This is a genomic window from Parabacteroides sp. FAFU027 (assembly GCF_022808675.1).
Lineage (GTDB): Bacteria > Bacteroidota > Bacteroidia > Bacteroidales > UBA7332 > CAXXIC01.
In genome coordinates this window covers 55,830-74,872 of record NZ_JAKZKV010000002.1, presented here as the reverse complement: position 1 = coordinate 74,872, position 19,043 = coordinate 55,830, and the positions used below count along the sequence as shown (strand labels likewise).

The 19,043-nt window shown below is 45.3% G+C and carries 8 protein-coding genes and 2 tRNA genes; 7 read left to right on the top strand and 3 right to left on the bottom strand.

The window, feature by feature from the left end; translation table 11 throughout:
* The first annotated feature begins 122 nt into the window (after window positions 1-122).
* Both MLE17_RS03645 and MLE17_RS03640 read left to right on the top strand, forming a co-directional pair.
* Window positions 123-4,100 (top strand): hybrid sensor histidine kinase/response regulator transcription factor, encoded by a 3,978-nt coding sequence (locus tag MLE17_RS03645; protein ID WP_243347163.1) that lies wholly within the window; start codon window positions 123-125, stop codon window positions 4,098-4,100.
* A 218-nt stretch (window positions 4,101-4,318) separates the two neighbouring features.
* Complete coding sequence (locus MLE17_RS03640) at window positions 4,319-5,479, top strand: ATP-binding protein (protein ID WP_243347158.1); 1,161 nt, start codon at window positions 4,319-4,321, stop codon at window positions 5,477-5,479.
* Window positions 5,480-5,812: 333 nt separating this feature from the next.
* On the opposite strand, the gene MLE17_RS03635 is transcribed toward MLE17_RS03640, so the two are convergent.
* From MLE17_RS03635 to MLE17_RS03625, 3 genes are all read right to left on the bottom strand, one after another.
* Window positions 5,813-8,464: an alpha-L-arabinofuranosidase C-terminal domain-containing protein gene (locus MLE17_RS03635; RefSeq protein WP_243347156.1), complete on the bottom strand. Its 2,652-nt coding sequence runs from the start codon at window positions 8,462-8,464 to the stop codon at window positions 5,813-5,815.
* A gap of 432 nt (window positions 8,465-8,896) precedes the next feature.
* The gene (pbpC, locus tag MLE17_RS03630; protein WP_243347154.1) at window positions 8,897-11,296 is read right to left on the bottom strand and encodes a penicillin-binding protein 1C; all 2,400 of its coding nucleotides are present in this window, start codon (window positions 11,294-11,296) and stop codon (window positions 8,897-8,899) included.
* 26 nt (window positions 11,297-11,322) lie between these two features.
* Entirely contained in the window at window positions 11,323-16,872 is a 5,550-nt protein-coding gene (locus tag MLE17_RS03625) for an alpha-2-macroglobulin family protein (RefSeq protein WP_243347153.1), read from the bottom strand.
* Between the two features lie 862 nt (window positions 16,873-17,734).
* On the opposite strand from MLE17_RS03625, the gene MLE17_RS03620 reads away from it, so the two are divergent.
* The 5 genes from MLE17_RS03620 to MLE17_RS03600 all read left to right on the top strand — a co-directional run bounded on the left by MLE17_RS03620 (window position 17,735) and on the right by MLE17_RS03600 (window position 19,006).
* A tRNA-OTHER gene (locus MLE17_RS03620) sits at window positions 17,735-17,801 on the top strand.
* 37 nt (window positions 17,802-17,838) lie between these two features.
* The gene (locus MLE17_RS03615; RefSeq protein WP_243347151.1) at window positions 17,839-18,003 is read left to right on the top strand and encodes a hypothetical protein; all 165 of its coding nucleotides are present in this window, start codon (window positions 17,839-17,841) and stop codon (window positions 18,001-18,003) included.
* Window positions 17,999-18,060 (top strand) — tRNA-Val (locus tag MLE17_RS03610). Before MLE17_RS03615 ends, MLE17_RS03610 begins: the two co-directional genes overlap by 5 nt.
* Window positions 18,061-18,082: 22 nt before the next feature.
* A complete protein-coding gene (locus tag MLE17_RS03605) occupies window positions 18,083-18,304 on the top strand; it encodes a hypothetical protein (RefSeq protein WP_243347150.1) in 222 nt (73 codons plus the stop codon).
* A 102-nt stretch (window positions 18,305-18,406) separates the two neighbouring features.
* The gene (locus tag MLE17_RS03600; RefSeq protein ID WP_243347149.1) at window positions 18,407-19,006 is read left to right on the top strand and encodes a hypothetical protein; all 600 of its coding nucleotides are present in this window, start codon (window positions 18,407-18,409) and stop codon (window positions 19,004-19,006) included.
* Window positions 19,007-19,043: the final 37 nt, after the last annotated feature.

The window sequence follows — 19,043 nt, the reverse complement described above, 5'->3', positions numbered from 1 at the left end:
CCGGGTGTTTGCTGCATTTTTCTTTTTATCAGAATAACATCTCAAAATCAGGATGTAATCTCTTTTCTTGCTAATTTAGTGTTCTCAAATGTAGTTCTATTATCAGGAATATCTGACAATCAATGCCATATAGAAATTTCATTCTTCTGACGTATATATTGTTGAATGCTTGTCTCTCTTGTGTGCAAGCTCAGCAACGCTTTGTATTTACCCCGGTCGATACCCGGAGCGGCCTTTCCGAGAACCGGGTTCGTTATATTCTGCAACTCCCTGATGGTCGCATGGTAATCAGTACAGAGGGGATTACCAACATATACGATGGAACCTCCTTTAAGTACATTCATCTGAAGGGAAGTGACGCAATGCCTTTGGGCGGATTCCGGAATTTTCATCGTGAATATGTTGATGAATCCTATATCTGGTTGAAGTATCAGGGGAAGCTTTTGCTCATGAGTATCAACCAGGAGCAGAGTGTCTCCCGCCCCGATAGTGTACTTGCGGGAATGGGAATCCGCGAGCCGATTGCCGACTTTTTCATGGATCAGTATAAGAATTACTGGATCAGAACAGTTTCGGATAAATTGTTATTTAGAAACGCCACAACCGGAAAAACGGGCGTATTTGTATATCGTGTGTCGCAGACGTCAGGCAAAAAAGATGATTTGCTTGATCTGACAGTTGTAAAGGACAAAGTGTATTTATTCTACCGCTCCGGCTGGATGGTATGCTATGATTTGAGATCCCGGCGGGCGATTTACAAGATCAATCAGCTCAGTACGCCTGACGAAAGACACGATAACTGGTCGTTGTTTTTGGCGGTGACCCCTAAAGTCATTTATCAGTTATGGACCAGTTCTGATGCAAAAGGCCTGATAACCAGTTATGATATTTCCCGGAAGGAAGTAACCGTTTTATTGAAAACAGATTATTGGCTGAATACACCCTCGATTGATCAATACGGAAACTTCTGGGTAAGTTGCAGGTCTGGCATGTGGATTTTTGACAAATCCTTGCAGAAAAAGCAGTTTATTTCTTCTTTCAGATTAGTCGATGGATCTGAGATTAACGGCGAGATCAGTTCCCAATATCATGATTCCCAGGGCGGATTGTGGATTGGGACATTTAACCGGGGGCTGCTTTATTATCATCCCGATCGTTTCAAGTTTGGCAATGTCGGATTATCTTCTTTCGGAAATGGAATAAAGAATATTGAAGTGACCGGTTTTGCCGATACTCCGAATGGTATTTTGGTCGGAACTTCCCGTGGATTATACATTTACAATGCAGCTTCAGGCCTGGTGTCACAATATCCGGGTATTTCCAATGATGTAGCATGCACTTCTCTGATTAAAGATTCCCGGCAAAGGATCTGGATTTGTACAGATCACCAGGGGCTCTATTCAATTCAAAATAATAGCATTCGGCATTATGACCCGAAACAGGTAACGATACGACGACTTTGCGAAACAGCTGACGGTGCGCTTTTTGCCTCTACCAATCGAGGAATCGAGCAGTTTAATCCCGAAAATGGCGCTATTCAATTGATTAGCCGAATAGGATCGAACGGGGTTTCACAGTTGATTTCCCTTGATAAGAATCGGCTGTTAGGAAAAGGAAATACCGGCCTTTTTATTTACAATTTTCAGAAGAGACAATTCAGCAATTCCCTGAATGTATTGTTGCGGAAAGTCAATCAGCAATATAACTGCATTTACAAAGATAAATCGAACCGGGTGTGGATTGGCACTCAGGACGGGCTCTGTATGTGGGTGCCCGGCAGTAATTCGGTACAGACACTCTACACCGATGATGGACTTGTGAATAACAGCATCAAGAGCGTTATTGAGGATCGGCAGGGCAGGATATGGGTGACTACCGCCGGTGGTGTTTCCCGCATTGTTGTCACCAGCCGCAATAATAAACCGAACTTCGTGATTGCCAACTTCAATCATTTTGACGGAGTGCTCGGTAATGAATTCTCGTATAATTCTATATTGTTGTCAAAACAGGGGCTGTTGCTTATGGGTGGAGTAAACGGATTTAATGTGATCGACCTTCAAAAGAATCCGACCAATCCTCGCTTGCCCAAGCCGGTGTTTACGAATCTGATGCTGTTTGGAAATGTCATAAAACAGGGGCAATCCTACGATGATAATATCATCTTAAAGCGCTCTGTCTCTTCGATAGAACGCTTTTCCCTGAATTATAACCAGAATTTTATCGGGATAGAGTTTTCAGCGCTGAACTATATCAATCCAACACAGACCTACTTCCGGTATCGCTTGGAAGGGGTGGATGACAACTGGCGCGAGATTTACAGTCGGAACGGAACCGGAATAGCCGGTTATACCAACCTGTCTCCGGGGATTTACCGGTTGAAGGTGAAATCTGCCAACAACAGCAAGGAGTGGACCGCCGGTTATTCTGAAATGATTATTGAGGTAAAAGCTCCTTTCTGGAAAACGCCGCTGGCCTATCTGATTTATCTGGTTGTGATTGTTCTGGCCGCCTTTTTTGCTTTGCGATATTACCGGATTTTATCTCAGCGTGAACTTGTTCGCCGGAATGAAGAGAAGCTTAACCTGATGAAATTTAACTTCTTTACCAATATCAGTCATGAGTTTCGAACGCCGCTGACTTTAATTGTCACACCGATTGAGTCTCTGCTGAAAGAGATGAAAGATTCTTCACTTGAGCCAAGGCTCCGCATCATCTACCGGCATGCCCGGGATCTCCAGAATCTGGTTAACCAGTTGCTTGATTTCCGCCGCCTGGAAGTGACCGGGGAAAAGCTGAACCTGTCTTTCGGGAATATTGTGGATTTTATAAGCAGTTTCAAAGAGCTTTTTTCCAGACTGGCTTTGGCGAAAGGGATCAACTTTGATGTCAATTGCTCTTCGAAAGAGGCATATATCTATTTTGACCGGGAAAAGCTGTACCGCATTCTCAATAATTTATTGTCCAATGCTTTTAAATATACGCCCAACGGAGGTCAGATTACCCTGAGTCTTATCCTTATGGAAGAACAGAAAACGCTGAAAATTGAGGTGTCAGATACAGGCAAGGGAATCCCGGAGAGTGAGCTGCCGGATATTTTCAATCGTTTCTATCAGGTTGCCGGATCGGAGGAGGGTAGCGGTATCGGATTGCATTTGGTGAAAGAGTATGTCAGATTACATTCCGGAGAGGTATCCGTGAAGAGCGAACCGGGCAAAGGTACCTGTTTTACCATATTACTACCGATGAATCTTTCATTACAGCCTGCTGAGAATGAAGCTTCCATTACGGATGAATTGACACATCCTGATGTAACCGTTGACTCAACGAAACGGTACAGGCTTTTGGTGGTGGAGGATAACGATGACCTGCGAACATTCCTGATTGGGGAATTGGCCAAAAGCTATGATGTTTTGCATGCTGCCGATGGTAAGGCCGGACTGGAACTGGCGAAATCATCCCAACCTGACCTGATCATCAGTGACGTGATGATGCCTGAAATGAACGGGCTTGAGCTTTGCCAGCGAATAAAATCAGACCTGTCAACCTCGCATATCCCGGTCATTCTGCTGACAGCCAGAACCTCTGAAGAGCACAAGCTGGAAGGCTTCGGCGCGGGAGCGGATGAATATTTGTCTAAACCCTTCAATCTCGACCTGTTATTGCTTCGAATCAGAAAACTGATTGAGCAACAAAACCTTCGCCAACATCAGTTTACACAAAAGATCGAGGTCAATCCGAAAGAAATTACCATTAGCTCTTTGGACCAGCAACTCGTCGAAAAAGCATTAGCCTGCATTGAGTGTAATATGGATAATCCGGAGTTTTCTGTACAGCAGTTTAGCGAAGAAATGAGCATGGATCGTACCGTTCTATATAAGAAACTGCAGAGCATTACCGGAATGGCGCCTTCGGATTTTATCCGTTCCATCCGACTCAAACGGGCCGCTCAGCTATTGGCTCAGGGGCAAATGTCTGTCAGCGAGGTGGCTGACCGGGTGGGATTCAATACGCATAAATATTTCACCAAATATTTCCGCGAGGCATTTGGGGTAACACCTTCACAATACGCGCAGAATTATAAGAATCATCCGGATGAATAGGCCTGGGATCATGTAAAGTAAGAGTTTGAAGGGGTGAATGATAAACATCGGATAATACGAATTTACTTGCGTTGATTATAAGTGATAAAGTGTGATATTTCGGATTGCTCATTGATTATAATCAAAGAAAATGGTATATTTGTGTAAAGTTTTGATTATACTCAAAGGATATGCAACTCTTCAATCGCCCTCTGTATTGTGAAAGGATAATGCCATTTATGGATAAAGGAATTATCAAAGTGCTGACCGGACAACGTCGTGTCGGTAAAAGTTATATCCTTATGCAGTTGATTAAAGATATAAAACAGGCTAATCCGGAGGCTAATACTATCTATATCAACAAGGAACTGGAAGAGTTTCGGTCAATTCATGATGATGCAGATCTTTTTTCTTATGCTAACGAACGGATTCTACCGGGGGTAAAGAATTATCTTTTCATTGATGAGATTCAGGATATAAAAGGCTTTGAACATGTGTTGCGAAGCTATCAGGCTGAAATGAAATGCGAGATTATTTGTACGGGTAGTAATGCAAAAATGTTATCCAGTGAGTTGTCCACCTATCTTTCGGGGCGTTATATTGAGTTTAGGATTCATAGTCTGAACTACTCAGAGTTTCTGGAGTTTCATCAGCTGAGCGATGACGATAAAGCTCTCAGGCAGTTTCTGACTTATGGTGGACTTCCTTATTTGTCGAGACTTGGATTGGAAGACGAGCTGGCGATAGAATATCTGAAGAATGTCTATTCGACCATTTTGCTCAAGGATGTGATTAGTCGGGAGAATATTCGTAATGTGGATTTTCTCGAAACACTGGTTGAATATATTGCCGATAATGTAGGGAGTCTGTTTTCTGCTTCGAATATTCATAAATACCTGAAGTCCCAGAAAGTGGATATTTCCGTGAATCTTATAATCAATTATTTGCGGGCGCTGAGTAATGCATTTATTATTCATAAAGTGCGTCGTATCGATATCAAGGGGTTGAAGAAATTTGAGATTGGCGATAAATTCTTCTTTGAAGATCTGGGGCTGAGGAATTGTCTGCAAAATATTGATTTCAGCCGCGATATACACAAGTTGATGGAGAACTGCATTTACCAGCATTTACAGATCCTCGGTTACGAAGTCTATGTCGGGCAGCTTGACAATCTGGAAATAGATTTTGTCGGGATAAAAAAAGGAAGAAAGGTATATATCCAATCCACTTACCTGATTCCTGATGAAAAGACGCACGAGAGAGAGTTTGGTAATTTATTGAAGATCGCTGATAGTTATCCGAAGTATGTGGTGTCGATGGATGCATTTAATGCCGGAGGGAATTACCAGGGAATCCATCACGTTTATCTGCGCGATTTCCTCAAAATGAGCGAACTTTAGAGCCATTGATGCGCTACATTTTGTAGAAAGTCCGTTGGGTAGTCAATCAAGATGCTCCAAAATGTAGAAGGTCAAATGCCGCGATTTTCTTGTTTCTACACATTGTAGACGATCAAACGGATACTCATTCTTACTTCTACAAACTGTAGAAGGTTTGTCGAAGTATAATTCAAGGTGCTACATTTTGTAGAGACTTGAATGGAATCATGTTTTTGTTTCTACAAAATGTAGCAGGTTAAATGGCATTTTCAAATGCATTCTACCAATTGTATAAAACCACAAAGTCGTTGCAAATCATTTCTGCAACGGCTTTGTCCGATAATATGGGTTAGGTTATTCTTTGACTACTTTTCCTGAAACGATCTGGTTTCCCTGCTGCGCTGTCAATAAATAAATTCCGGGTTGAAGAGCCGATACATCAGCTTTACCATTGATGGCTTTATTTTGCAGAACAGTTTGTCCCGTAACATTGCGCACCTGGAAAGAGATAGGTTGAGCGTCGGCATTTTTGAAGTAAATGAAATCTTTTGTTGGGTTGGGGAAGAACGCGAGCTTTTTCCCGTCTGCCTTTGTAGAGATTACTCCATTGGTGTTGCCGGTGCTGAGTTTCAGTACGGTTACGGAATTTGCTTTGAAAGTATAATTCAATGCACTGCCCAGGGTGTCGATGGCCGAACTTACCGGAACGATGTAATTCGGTGAAGCAAACGAGTTTTCATTGGAAACATTGGTTGAGGTCAGTATGCTGGCAGTGCCCGATACCCTGCTTGCTGAGGCATTTTTCAGATTAACAGTCGTACGGAAGTCGGTTGCATTGGGGTTGACCACTTTCAGGAACAACTGGTTGGTCGCTTCATCCAGTGTGGCAGAGGTGTAGAGCTTCGATGTAGATGAGGCATTCAGCGTATGAATCAGCACATCGTTTAAGTAGCAAAGGACTTTGGTGCGTGACACTTCAATGCGGACATTATACCAGACATTGGTCGAAATACTTCCGCTGACCGGCACCAATACCGTCTTGGAACCGCCCACGCAATGCTCAATAGCGTGTTGCGAATTCCCCCAACCTCCTATATTCCACCAGTAGAAATCGTTGCTGTCTTTGTATCCGAAGATGATCAGGAAGCCTTCGTTCCCTCCCGTCTTGCGGGCTTTCAGGGAAATCGTATAAGTGGAATCATTTATCAGTGTTTGGTCAATGGACCGGCAATCCGTCAATGACGATGTCTGGGAATAGATGCCGTTGGATAGCGACCAGGTACCGGTACCCGGAGTCCAGTTGGCGGTCGAGGCAAACGGTTCCGAAATCAGCGTTGCACCTGTGCTGTTGGTGACGGTCACGTTGGAATAATCAGATTGTGTGGCCCAGGTGCCGAGACCGATCTTTCCCGTTCCGTCAATGGGGGTGATGATTTGATTAAGGGTATCTTTCACCGGGATGGTGACAGTTCCCATATTATTGGCAAACATCTTCTGGACGTAAAACGACGGCGTGCCATAAGATGCGGAGGCATTGTAAACAATCATATCCGGATTCCAGGCCCGGTTGTTGGTGTTGACAAATATGGGCGCATACGAGCACATGCCCACCACATCCGTATTCTTCTCCATGCCACACATGAAAGCCGCTTCACCGATGGCAGCCTTCAGGTTACCGTTCCCGCAATCGGAGGTTACGGCATATTCGCCCACATAGACTTTGCTACCGGTGCGGCTATAGGTGTCGTATTTGTTGAACTGGTCGATGAACCATTGCGGACTGCTGTAGTAATGTTCGTCCACAAACTGCGTAGTAGTCGGTACCGGTCCATCTGCAATGCACTGGATATTCGGATATTTGGCCTTGATGGCATTGTAAAACAGGGCAAAACGATTGTTGTAATTATCTCCCCATGAATTTTCATTTCCGATTTCAATATACTGGATATTGAATGGCGCCGGGTGGCCGTTGGCAGCACGCATTGCACCGTAAGTGGTCGTAACATCCCCGTTGGCATATTCCAGTGCATCAAGCGCATCCTGGATGTAGCCGTTGAGGTCGGTGTAAGGCTGGTAATCGTTGTGCGAAACCCCGATGTTGGTTACGTACAAGGGGATAGCGCCGATATCCTCCGACAATTGTAGGAATTCATGGTAACCCATTCCGTCGGTGGTGCGGTATCCCCACAGGTTGTAATGGCCGGGACGGTCTTCGATATTGCCGATTGATTTTTTCCACTGGTAGCGGTTGGCCAGATAATCTCCTTCTACGAAACATCCTCCCGGAAAACGCATAAATTTCGAATGTAAGTCTGCCAGCATCTGAGCCAGATCGGGGCGTAAGCCGTTTGCCCGGTTATTGTACGTCGGCGGGAACACCGATACCACATCAAACCAGAGCGTGCCCGTCGAATTGGTGGAGAGAACAAAACGACCGGCTGTATTTTCCCCGGTTGCGGTGAGCGTGCAGGTAAATTTTTGCCAACCCGTGGTCAACCCGCTGACGGTAGCCTGTGCATATTTCACCCCCGTGCTGCTTTCGAGCGATGCGGTTACCGTACCGGTGAAGCTGGCATCGCATTTAGCAAAGAAAGTCAGGGTGTATTTTTGACCGTTTACCACGTTAATGCCCCAAAATCCGGTATTATACACGCCGGCTCTGGCGGTGGGTGATGCCTGCGTGACGCTTAGTTTCAATGCCTGGGTCTGACTGCTGTTGAGTAGATTGGTTGTCTCCACGCTCATCGTGGCGCTGGCTCCGGTCTGGTTAGCCAGATTCCAGTAATCCAATGTGGAGGCATCTTCGAACGAACGGTTTCGGATTAATTCGGCATACAAACCACCATCGGCGGCATGGTTGATGTCTTCGAAGAAGATGCCGTAATGGGTGGGACTGACGGCTACCCCTTTCTGGCTTACGTCAACAGTAAGCTTCGTTTGGGCATTTACAGTCCGGATGGCGAAAAATGCCATTACAACTAAAGCAATGCATAGAATTCGTTTCATGATGGATTGGATTTATAAGGTCACAGTATGTGATACACAAAGATACATATAGATACCCCCTTTTGTTCAGGTAAATAGTTATAAAACAGTTTGTTTTAGTATCCGTTTGTGTCAAATGAGAGGATGGGAAGGTGGGGAGTCAAATACAATTTGCTTCTGCGTTTTGCAGAATGCGCACGGGGAGGGCATTCAAGCTCGTGCGTTTTGCAGGAGGCTGGTTGAGATGTAAAACAAGGCTGTGCATTTTGCAGAAGGTTGAATGTGTACTCATCCAAAGCCGTGCAAAATGCAGGAAGTTAAACGGGAGTCCATTCTTTCTTCTGCATTTTGCAGAAAGTCCGTTGGGATGCCATTCAGGCTCCTGCATTTTGCAGCGGGTTGAAATGGGGCTTGGTGGGGTTGCTGCATTTTGCAGGAAGGTTCGTTGTTTGATTAGTTATTCAGCACTTTAAATCTCCGACGAACCACATTCCCCTCTTCATCTTCAATCAACAGGATGTGTTTGCCAATCGAAGGAGTTACCTCAATCTTGTGAATGCCGTGCGTCTCTTGGATGAAGTCATTGTCGATGTGCCAGAAGATAGTCGCATCCTTTCGCCGGTGAACCGCTTCGAAAACCAGCATCCCCAACTTCCCGTCAATCCCTTTCGGAATATAAACCGCCGTGTTGTTATCGGGCACGAGAATGTCCATCATCTGTTCGCCCGGCAAAGAACATCCCGGCATGTAAGGCGGAAGCGCCGTATATTCCGGATGATTCTGCTTGTAATAATACTCCTGTGCCGGAGGTAGCACAAAGCGCGACTGAATCTGCATTTTACTCACCGGATAGGATTCTCCGGTAACCCGGTATTTACCCGTTTCATCCAGAAACACGGAGTTGTGGTATGGACAGGATTTCACCTTTACCCCATTCCTAGGAACCCACATCTCTTCGGCTTCGCATTTATCTGTTGCCCTGAAGCCGCTTTGTTTGCAAACCGATATTTTTTGCATATCCTGTGTCGGCTGCCTGAACCAGGTTTTTGTCTTCAGGCTTTTAAATATCTCAAACATGACGGGAGCTGCATGGGTAACTCCTGTCAATCCCGGCCTGCCTTCACCGGATGAATTTCCTACCCATACACCTACGGTATATTCGGGGGTGACACCAATAGCCCAGGCATCCCGTGATCCGATACTGGTACCGGTTTTCCAGGCAATCTTATGGGTGGAGGCAAAGAAGTCCCACCCGATCTCTCCCCACGGGCGGTTGACGGTGGTTAAGGCTTCAAGGGTGTACCACAATGCTGCGGCACCTATCTTAGACGGAACGGGTTTGTCATCGACGGGATACTCCTTTTTGACCAACCGGGCCGGACGGAAATCATCCGCATAATATTTTCCGGAGGATAAATAAGAAAGTACCGCTCTCCCCATGCCTGAATAGGCTGAAGTGGCTTCGAGCAAATTCACCTCGGCTCCCCCCAGAATTAATGAGAGTCCGTAGTAATCGGGCGTACGGTCAATAGAGGTAAATCCGATCTGATGTAAAATATGATGCAGCTTCACGACACCATACTGGTCCAGTTCGCGCACAGCCGGTACGTTCAGCGAATGAGCCAACGCAATGTCCGCAGGAACGACTCCTTCGTAGGTCTTCTCGAAATTCTCGGGAGCATAGGCGCCAAAGTGCGTCGGGATATCCGATACCAGCGAAGTGGGCAACAATTGCCCTTCGTCGAGCATGGCTGCATAGAGAAACGGTTTCAGAATACTTCCCGAACTGCGGTTGGCAATGGCATTGTCCACGTAAGGTGTGTTTTTCAACCCCTCGACATCAATGTTTCCGACATAGGCTTTGGCTTCCCCGGAGTGGGTATCCAAAACAACGATTGCCATGTTGTGGATAAAGTTACCGGCATAATAGCGAATGTACTTGCGGGCAGTGTTTGCGGCAAATTGCTGGATATCCGAATTAATGGTGGTGCGGATGGTTTGTCCCGAAACCCCATCGTTGATCAGTTTATTCAGTAAATGAGGAGCCAGTTGGGGCAATGCTTTCGGCTTATCGGGCAGGGGTTCGGCTTTTGCCAGTTCACAGGTGGTTTTTTCAATGATTCCTTTTGCACAAAGTTTATCCAACAGGCGATTTCGCTTTTTCAGATAGATCGTGTGGTTTTTCCCCGGAAAGATCAGCGCAGGCGCATTGGGCAATACCGCCAGTGCCGCAGTTTCACCCCAGGATAAGCGGAAGGCCGGTCTTCCGAAATAACGCCAGGCGGCAGCATCCAGCCCGACCACATTTCCTCCGAACGGTGCATGTGATGCGTAGAGGTTGAGGATCTCATTTTTGCTGTATCCTAATTCCAGTCGGAAAGCCAGGAGCATTTCGTACAGTTTGGTGAAAACATTCCGGCTTTGATCGTTCAGACTCATGCGAATGACCTGCATGGTGAGCGTACTGCCGCCACTGACTACCTTCTTAGCTTTAATGTTCTGGATAATGGCCCGACCAAATGAGACCGGATTTACCCCGGGATGATAGAAGAAGTATTCATCCTCGAAAAACCTCACGCATTGTTTGAATTTATCAGGAACGCTATCCGTCTTCGGAAATCGCCACTGGTAATCGTTGGCGATCCGGGCAGAGAGAAAGTTGCCGTTTTCGTCTTCGATGATGGTCGAATATACCGGCTTAAACAAGGGTCTGGGAAGAGCGAATGCAAACCAGATCATGAATATGGCAAATGCCGTCAATATCCAGAAGCGTGGATAAGGATAGTAAAGCCGGTGTCTGATGCACCGGCTTTTTATTTTGTTGAGGATGTTGATAACTTTTGTTTTATCCATCAATTTAGTCCAAATACTGAAATTTATCATCTGACAACTCCCACCCAATATCCTTTGGTATATGCTCTTACCGAGTTGTCATACATGGCTTCGCATTGTACGGATGGCAGATAGTAATGGCCCAGGTAAGCCGCCTGCAACAATACCCTGAAGGTCTTGGTCTGACCTTTCGCCAAATTGAAATACATGTACACCCGGTCATCCCGGATATCCTGATAATCCGGCTCGTCGGTTTTCAGGACAGCACTTTTGATGTTATCCATACGGGCATTGAGAATTTCCCAACCCGATGGGAATAGCATCGAAACGGCCAGGTTCTTGTAATCCATCCGGACACCCGGGTGCGTCACCGTCAGATTGACATAGAATTGTGTTCCCTGTTTGATGGATAACGGATTCAACGGACGTCCTTTCATATCTGCATAAGAAGTGGCAATGGCCAGATTTTGAGCTGTCGCTTCCTGTCCCTTCATCAGGGGAACGCCTTGTGTGATCACGCGGATAAATAAAGGTTGGCTGCTATTGTTCGTGATTGTAACTTTCTTTTGATAGCCGGTATTAAATCCGATATTGTTTTGCGAAATCACTTTCGGAGAATTTATCTGCATTGTTTTTTCGGCGATGTTCAGCGAGCATTTCAGATTGCCGCCATTCGCATTTCCGCCTGCGAATTTGGAAACGCCAAGCAGCATGTAAGCGGTTGTCTGCGTACTTAACCATTCGTCTGACGACAGGACATTGGCAATATCGCGGACCAAAGCCTCTGCCTGCGATCTTCTTTTCAGCATGACCAGAGTTTCCAGGATCATGGCTTCGTCCCGACCGTAGCTTCCGTAGGTGTCAAAGTACTCTTCCCTTTTTTGTGGTTTGAGCGGAATACCGGATACAATCTGCGCACCAATCTCGGGTTTGCCGGCTGCACAATATGCCGCAGCAAGCCGCCAACGCGCCGCCAGATCAATCTCCGCTGTTTCACGCATCAGGTTCATGGCGCTCAGGGCCGGTCTCTTAGCGAGAGCAAGGGTGTAAAGACGATAAGCCTGAATGAGATCCGTTCCGTAATTCTTACGGGAAGGTTTCCAGTTGTTGGCTTCACGGGTTTGGTAGGTTAACCACGTATTAAGCAGCCCCACCGGCAGTTGATATCCTCTGGCCTGTGCTTCGAGCATAAAGTGTCCGGCGTAATTGGTTCCCCAGGCATCTGCAATATTCGATTCACCGGGCCAGTAGGAGAAGCCCCCGTTGACCAACTGATAACTCTTCAGTTTGGCCAGGCATGATTTTACATTGCTTTCCACTTCTGCTTTGCGGGCATCGTTCATATCCATCATCTGAGGCAGAAAGAGTTGCGGGAATACTGCCGACGTCACCTGTTCGATACAGCCGTGCGGGTATTGAATCAGGTAGCTCAACCGTTTTTCCAGATTGACCGGATAGAAACGGGATACTTCCACCGTACCTGAGTTTGTACCCGGTATGCCGAAGGCACTGACCACCTGCGACCAGGTTTTGCCCGGTTGGAGTGTTGCTGTGATGACTTTTGCAGCCGGTGGATTCGGGAGCCGGATGTTCAGGACAGTTTCTGACGTGGAAACGTTACTTCCCGAGATTGCTTTGATCATGATCCTACCGGCTCCGGTGGTGTTCTTGGCTTTCAGGGTAAATTCGGTCATCTTTTCACCCGATTTATCAAATGCAATTTTGCGGACAGCACCATCGGCAATGGCGAATTTGTTATCGGTTAGAATCTGAACGGTTACATTCCTAATCTTCGGATTCATTGAAAATACCGAAACCGGGACTTTGATTGTCTCGGACGGACTGATGACACGTGGCAAAGTAGGTAAAACCATCAGCGATTGTCGCACCGGAACGGCTTTTTCAGTCGAACCGTATGCTCCCTGATTTCCGGCAACGACCATTACCCGTACCGAACCCACATAGTTGGGCATCGTAAAGGTATGCGTGCGGGAGCTCTTAGCCTCCACCGTGAAAGGACCCTGATACAAAACCACCGGTTTGAAGCGGTTACTGTTGTTTTTGCCTTTTCGGTCAAAATACTGGTCGCCGCCGATGGCATACAGTCCGGCCAGTTTGCCGGTAAATGCACCGGCCACATATTTGTATAAATCCCAGGTGCGCACACCCAACGCTTCGTGGGTATAGAAAGCATCCCATGGATTTGGCGTTTTGAAACGTGTCAGATCGAGCAGTCCCTCATCTACCACGGCAATGGTGTAGGTCATGGCTTTACCGCTCGCTTCGTCCACCTTAATGTTAAATTTCTGCAACGGCTTGATCTCAGACGGCATGGTGATTCGGGGTGAAAGATGGGTTTGAGGATCTTCCACTTTTACCGACTGGACGCCATACATCCGTATCGGGAAATCATTCTTGCCGTGATTATGCGGTTGGATATAGGTGACGTGAATATAGATATTCGGAGCCATATCCGGTGTTGCCTCAAAGCTGAAGCGGGAATTATCCGTTTCCGGTTCAAACCAGAAGTTTTTCAATACACGGCTACCTGTCTCCACGCTGATCAGCGCTTTACCACGGTGTGTAACCGGTAGATCGATAGTAATCTTTTCGCCGGTTTTGTACTCTTTCTTATCCGTTTGGAACATGAGCATCTCCGCTCCACCGGGATTGTCGTTTCCGGCATTGCTCCACCAGCCTTTATAGGTTGTATAGAAAATACCCCCTGTACTGTGTCCGCTCTCCAGGTCGGTGATGCGGATCAGCTTTCGTCCATAGTCCTGTGAGCCGAGATACATCTGGTAAAAACCGCGGCCACCGGTAATAGAAACAATATCCGATTTGATCAGGTTGGTGTGTTGGTTGGTTACGTAATCGGCCAGATTCTCTTCTGCCTGATGTTCCCACCACCAACGCCAGTAAACGCTGTAAACTTCGATTTTGACTTTTCCCGATTTTCCCCTTCCGTTTTCATCCACCAGTGCAATGGGGACAAGATTGACTTCGTCGGAGTTGAGTGCGTTGTTCCATCCCTTGCCTTGTGGTATTCTTACCCCGACATAGGATTTGTAGGGAGAATAATTGAATATAGCCCGGTCGGTACTGAAATCCCCGCCTCCTTCAAAGGCCGTGGTTTTCATCTGTACCGCCAGCATACCCGGAGCATCGGATGCAAAATCAAAGTGCGTATTGACTGCTGCCGCTCCTTCCGGATTGAGTGTGCCGTTAAATACAGAAATATCCTGAGAGGCCACTTTCTTCACCGGGTCGTCAAATATATATCCGGGAAAAGCGGCAAAGGTAGTATTGGTCGCAGCTACTGTAGCGTCAATTTTCACCTTTGCATTAGCCGCCGGAGCGCCATGCAACCAGTTGACCTGAAGTTTACCATTTACCGGAACACCCTTTTTTAATAATTGCGAGCCGAAGTTGAGATTGATCTTCAGTCGGTTGGGTTTTACCGTCTCGATTCTCAGGTTACGGGCAAAGACCGAACCTCCGACGCGCATCTTTACAGACCAGTTTCCGGTTGCAGCAGTTGGGTTGGTTTTGATCAGGAAGTTATAGAAGCCATTCAGGTTAGCCGTTTTCACCATCCGGCTGATCAGTTGCCCCGATGGATTATACAGTTCCATGATGACGGGGTGGTTTGCCGGAAGCGATTTGTTTTTATCTTCCAGGATAAATGTCAGATAGATCAGATCACCGGGACGCCACACGCCACGTTCACCGTAAATAAAGCCGCGTACCCCTTTTTTCAATTCCTCACCGGCTACATCAAACATACTAAGCGATAAGGATGATGCGTCATCCAACCGGAGGTAGCCTCTTTCTTTGTCCTTTTTGGCGATGACTACAAAGGGCTTATCCTGCAACCTGATTTTGCAAAACCCGTCGCCATCGGTTTTCGATTTCCCGATGACCTGATTCTGCAGGTTCCGGAATTCCAGTTCCACATCTTCAAACGGTTTGGTATCGCGGAGGTCGGTTACAGCCACGAAATAGTTATTATCTGTACCGGCTTTGGCGATTATCCCAAAATCCGATGCAAGAATATTTCTCGCCACCTTGTGCGCATTGCCCATGTAATAGGAGGGTTTGCCGGGATCATCGCGGTCCTGCCATTTGTAATCTTCATAATCGTATTCGCCTTCATCCTCGTAATACCCCCAGGTGTTCGGTTCGTTGTACTCTTTATTCGGATCTTCCGGTTCGGTGTACTCCTCTTTGTCTTCCGATTTGTTTACACACGGATAGAGCGAATGCTTCTTCCGGAAGCTGATTTCCACACGGTAAATAGCCCCGGGCTCTGTTTCGATGAGTTTGGATAGATCCAGCGAGAAGTTGTTCCATTGGGTATAATCAATCTTTTCCTCGGAGGTAAGCTGTACTTCCTGATTGTACACCACCCGGCCCACACGTTTGAGCTCATTGTTTTCATTCAGCTGATTTGTCTGTAAAAACTGGACGATGTTGTTTTCAAAAATCTTGATGATCCTCACATCCACAGCCGAAAGGCTTACAGCCCGGAAGGGAAACATTATTCCCCCGCTGTGAGGAACGATCACACCGTCTCCGATAAGTTCCACCTGAGGCTTCAGGCTGACAAACTTCAACCGGAAGTTCTGGCCTGCCCCCATACTACGCTCGAGGGTATTCCGGATTCCTCCGTAAACCATCAGATCTACTTCCCCCGTGACTGGTTGGGTTGGGATCAGTTTTACCACATTCCCGTTGGCCATGATTCCCATGGGAATATTGCCTGAGAGTTTAAACAGTCCATCCAGATCCTGCATCCTGCTCACCGGATCCGAGAAATAGACCTCAATCTGGGCTTTGGGAACCGAAACGGTTTTGACATGGATCACCTTGAACTCATTGATTCCGGGCATTTCAAACTCTTCAGATCCATTTTTAGCCCCTATTTTCTTACCATTCCATTCAATGTCTATTTTATAAGCATCCTCCTTCCGCTCTACACTGTCGAGTGTGAAGCTGTGAAAATGTCCATCTTTGCTGTGAATCCAGTTGACATGCTCACCGGCTTTCCCACTGAATTCTATAATCTTCTCCAGTTCGCTTCCCTCTGCCACATCGGCGGTGGTAAAACTACCGCGTATCTTTTGCAGCTTCATGTCCGATTCATTCTCCGGCTCTATCCCGTTAAACTCGTACGAGATATTCTGCTTCATCACCTGAAAGCGGAATTTCAACGTCTTCAATTCCGATGGTACCTGTACGAAATCATTCAGGGCAAAGTCAACGGTATAAATCTCACCTGACTCCAGCTTTTCGTCCGGAATAAACTCAATTGTCTGACGATCCACCCATACCGCCTTTCCGCTCACTCCCGGACTGATCGAAAACGGATTGGATGACAGCTCTTTTCCGGGAACAGCCTCTTTACATTCCTGCACCAACCGTACCTGTATTTTGGTTGCATTGGATACCACCCCCGATGTGAAGGATATCACATAAGCCGCAAAGGCCGGATCAACGGTCAGGGGTTTCAGTTCTTTTTTACAGGATAGCGGTAATACAGCAAATGAAAGGATAAGCAGCCATTGCGTGGCGCGGTAGAGTAGGTGTGGTTTCATGGTACTGTTGTAATTTAATGTAGAAATTTAGAGAGCGAATTGTATTATTTGATCTTAATGCACACAAATATACTTGATTTTTAGAATGGTTTGAATTTGTTGTGCGGAAATTCCTGTATGATTGATAATAAGTGTGATTTGGGGTGTGGTGAGAGGGGATAGAGGAGGATTGAATGCCATTGGGGAGACTACCCGCTTTCTGAAAGAATAGTCATTTTTTAGGCAAGGGATTGTTCTTGTTTCGAATTGATCCGGAGGCTACATTGACCGACCAAACGCTTTTTGCACATGACGTTGAGCTGTAGTCTGCATTTTGCAGAATGCTCGTTGGTGTGCCATTCAGGTCGCTGCGTTTTGCAGCAGCCTGAAACGGACCTTATTCATGTTCCTGCATTTTGCAGGCGGTTGGATGCATACTTATTCAACCTCCTGCAATTTGCAGGAGGAAGAATAGGATCTCGTTGGAGCTCCTGCATTTTGCAGCAACTCCACAACAACATAAAACAAGCTCCTGCATTTTGCAGCAGGTTGAATGATGCCTCATTCTTGATTCTGCAAATTGCATCGGGTTGAATGGGTTGTCGTTGGGGTTTCTACATTTTGTAGATGGTCCACTGCAGCTTAAACTAAGCTTCTACATTTTGTAGCGGGTTGAATGAATACTCATTTTTGTTTCTACAAAATGTAGAGGGTTGAATAAGGTTTGATTCTTGTTCCTACATTTTGTAGATGGTTGGTTGAGGTGTAATTCTTAGTTCTACATTTTGTAGCGGGTTGAAGTGGGATTTGTATTTGCTTTGAAGAGACATAAACAAGAATAGGTATATTCTTGCCAAACAAATATTTATTTATAATTTTGGATGCTTTTGTGGCTGAATTGGATAGGTGGCACGTTTTTGCAGATGTGGGTTCAAGTCCCATCGAAAGCAATGCAATAGTGCACAGAATCTTTTAAAATGAATCATTATGGAAATAATGGAAGTTATGAAAGAGCATTGTGCCTTTTTAATTCCAAATTATCTATCAGATATTTTTCAGATTGTTTCAAAGAAACTGGCACAATTGCGATCTCGTATTTCATGGGAATTTAATGTAGAGTTAAATATTCACATGAAAATGGGAGTTAAATAGTTTAATTGGAAGAACATCGTTGACAACGAAGGTGTGGGTTCGAATCCCACTTTTTATGTAAATCATAAATTCTATACGTATGTACAAGAAAGGAGATAATGTAAGATGCAAAGGGCTAAAAGGGATATACGAAATCTTGTCAGAACCCAATGAGAAACTTTATTTGCAAAATGGGGAAATACACGCAGCAAGAAAAAATGATTTTGTTTTGAAACGAGTTGATGGAGTAATGGAGCATGAGTTTGAGCCGTATTTAAATAAAACTCTATCAGAAATTGAATGCCGTTTGATCAAGGATTAACCAAATATGAAGTTTATGAATGCTAAAACGATTAGGATATTCAAGTTGAGTATATATGCTTCGTTTCTATTTACTATCTTTTTGACCTTACTCCGTTTTTTTATGACTTGGCTTTCAAATATCCGGGTCCATCTGAAATTTTTTTTTAACTGTGTTGACTCTGAAAGTTTATTTGGTAAAATATTTCAATCGTCATATATCTATATATTGGGCGTTGTAATTGTAGTTGTTGGTGGTTCTATTTTGTATAAGCTAGTCTTGTATTTTTTTCGACGCTTTGCTCCATTTTTTAAAGCATCAGAGGTAATGCCAGTCCTTCTTATTGTGATTGCTCTTTTCTATTTGAACTTTTTTAAGTCGAATTACTTTTTTGGCGATTATGAGGGTGCTTATACTGTTACTTCTGGAGAAGGTCTCAAGGGAGAGCCATCTACTAGTGAAAATAAGGATTTCGTATACATAAGAAGTGAAATGCCAGAAGAATCAGATGATTCGCAAACAAGACGATACCTTTTTTATGAAACTGCTAATTTTGATGGTTTTGAGTCTGGCTTTGGTTGTGAAATAGGACTGCTAGCTTATGTTAAGACGATGTTTTTGTATTTAATAGAACAGTTGTTTCTATTGATACAGTATCAATTCATTCCATGTATGTTTCTCTTTTTTTATTATATGAAATTTAGAGCTATAGACCCCAAGTAAGTATTTGACAACAAAAAAAAGCCCGCTCAATATCCAT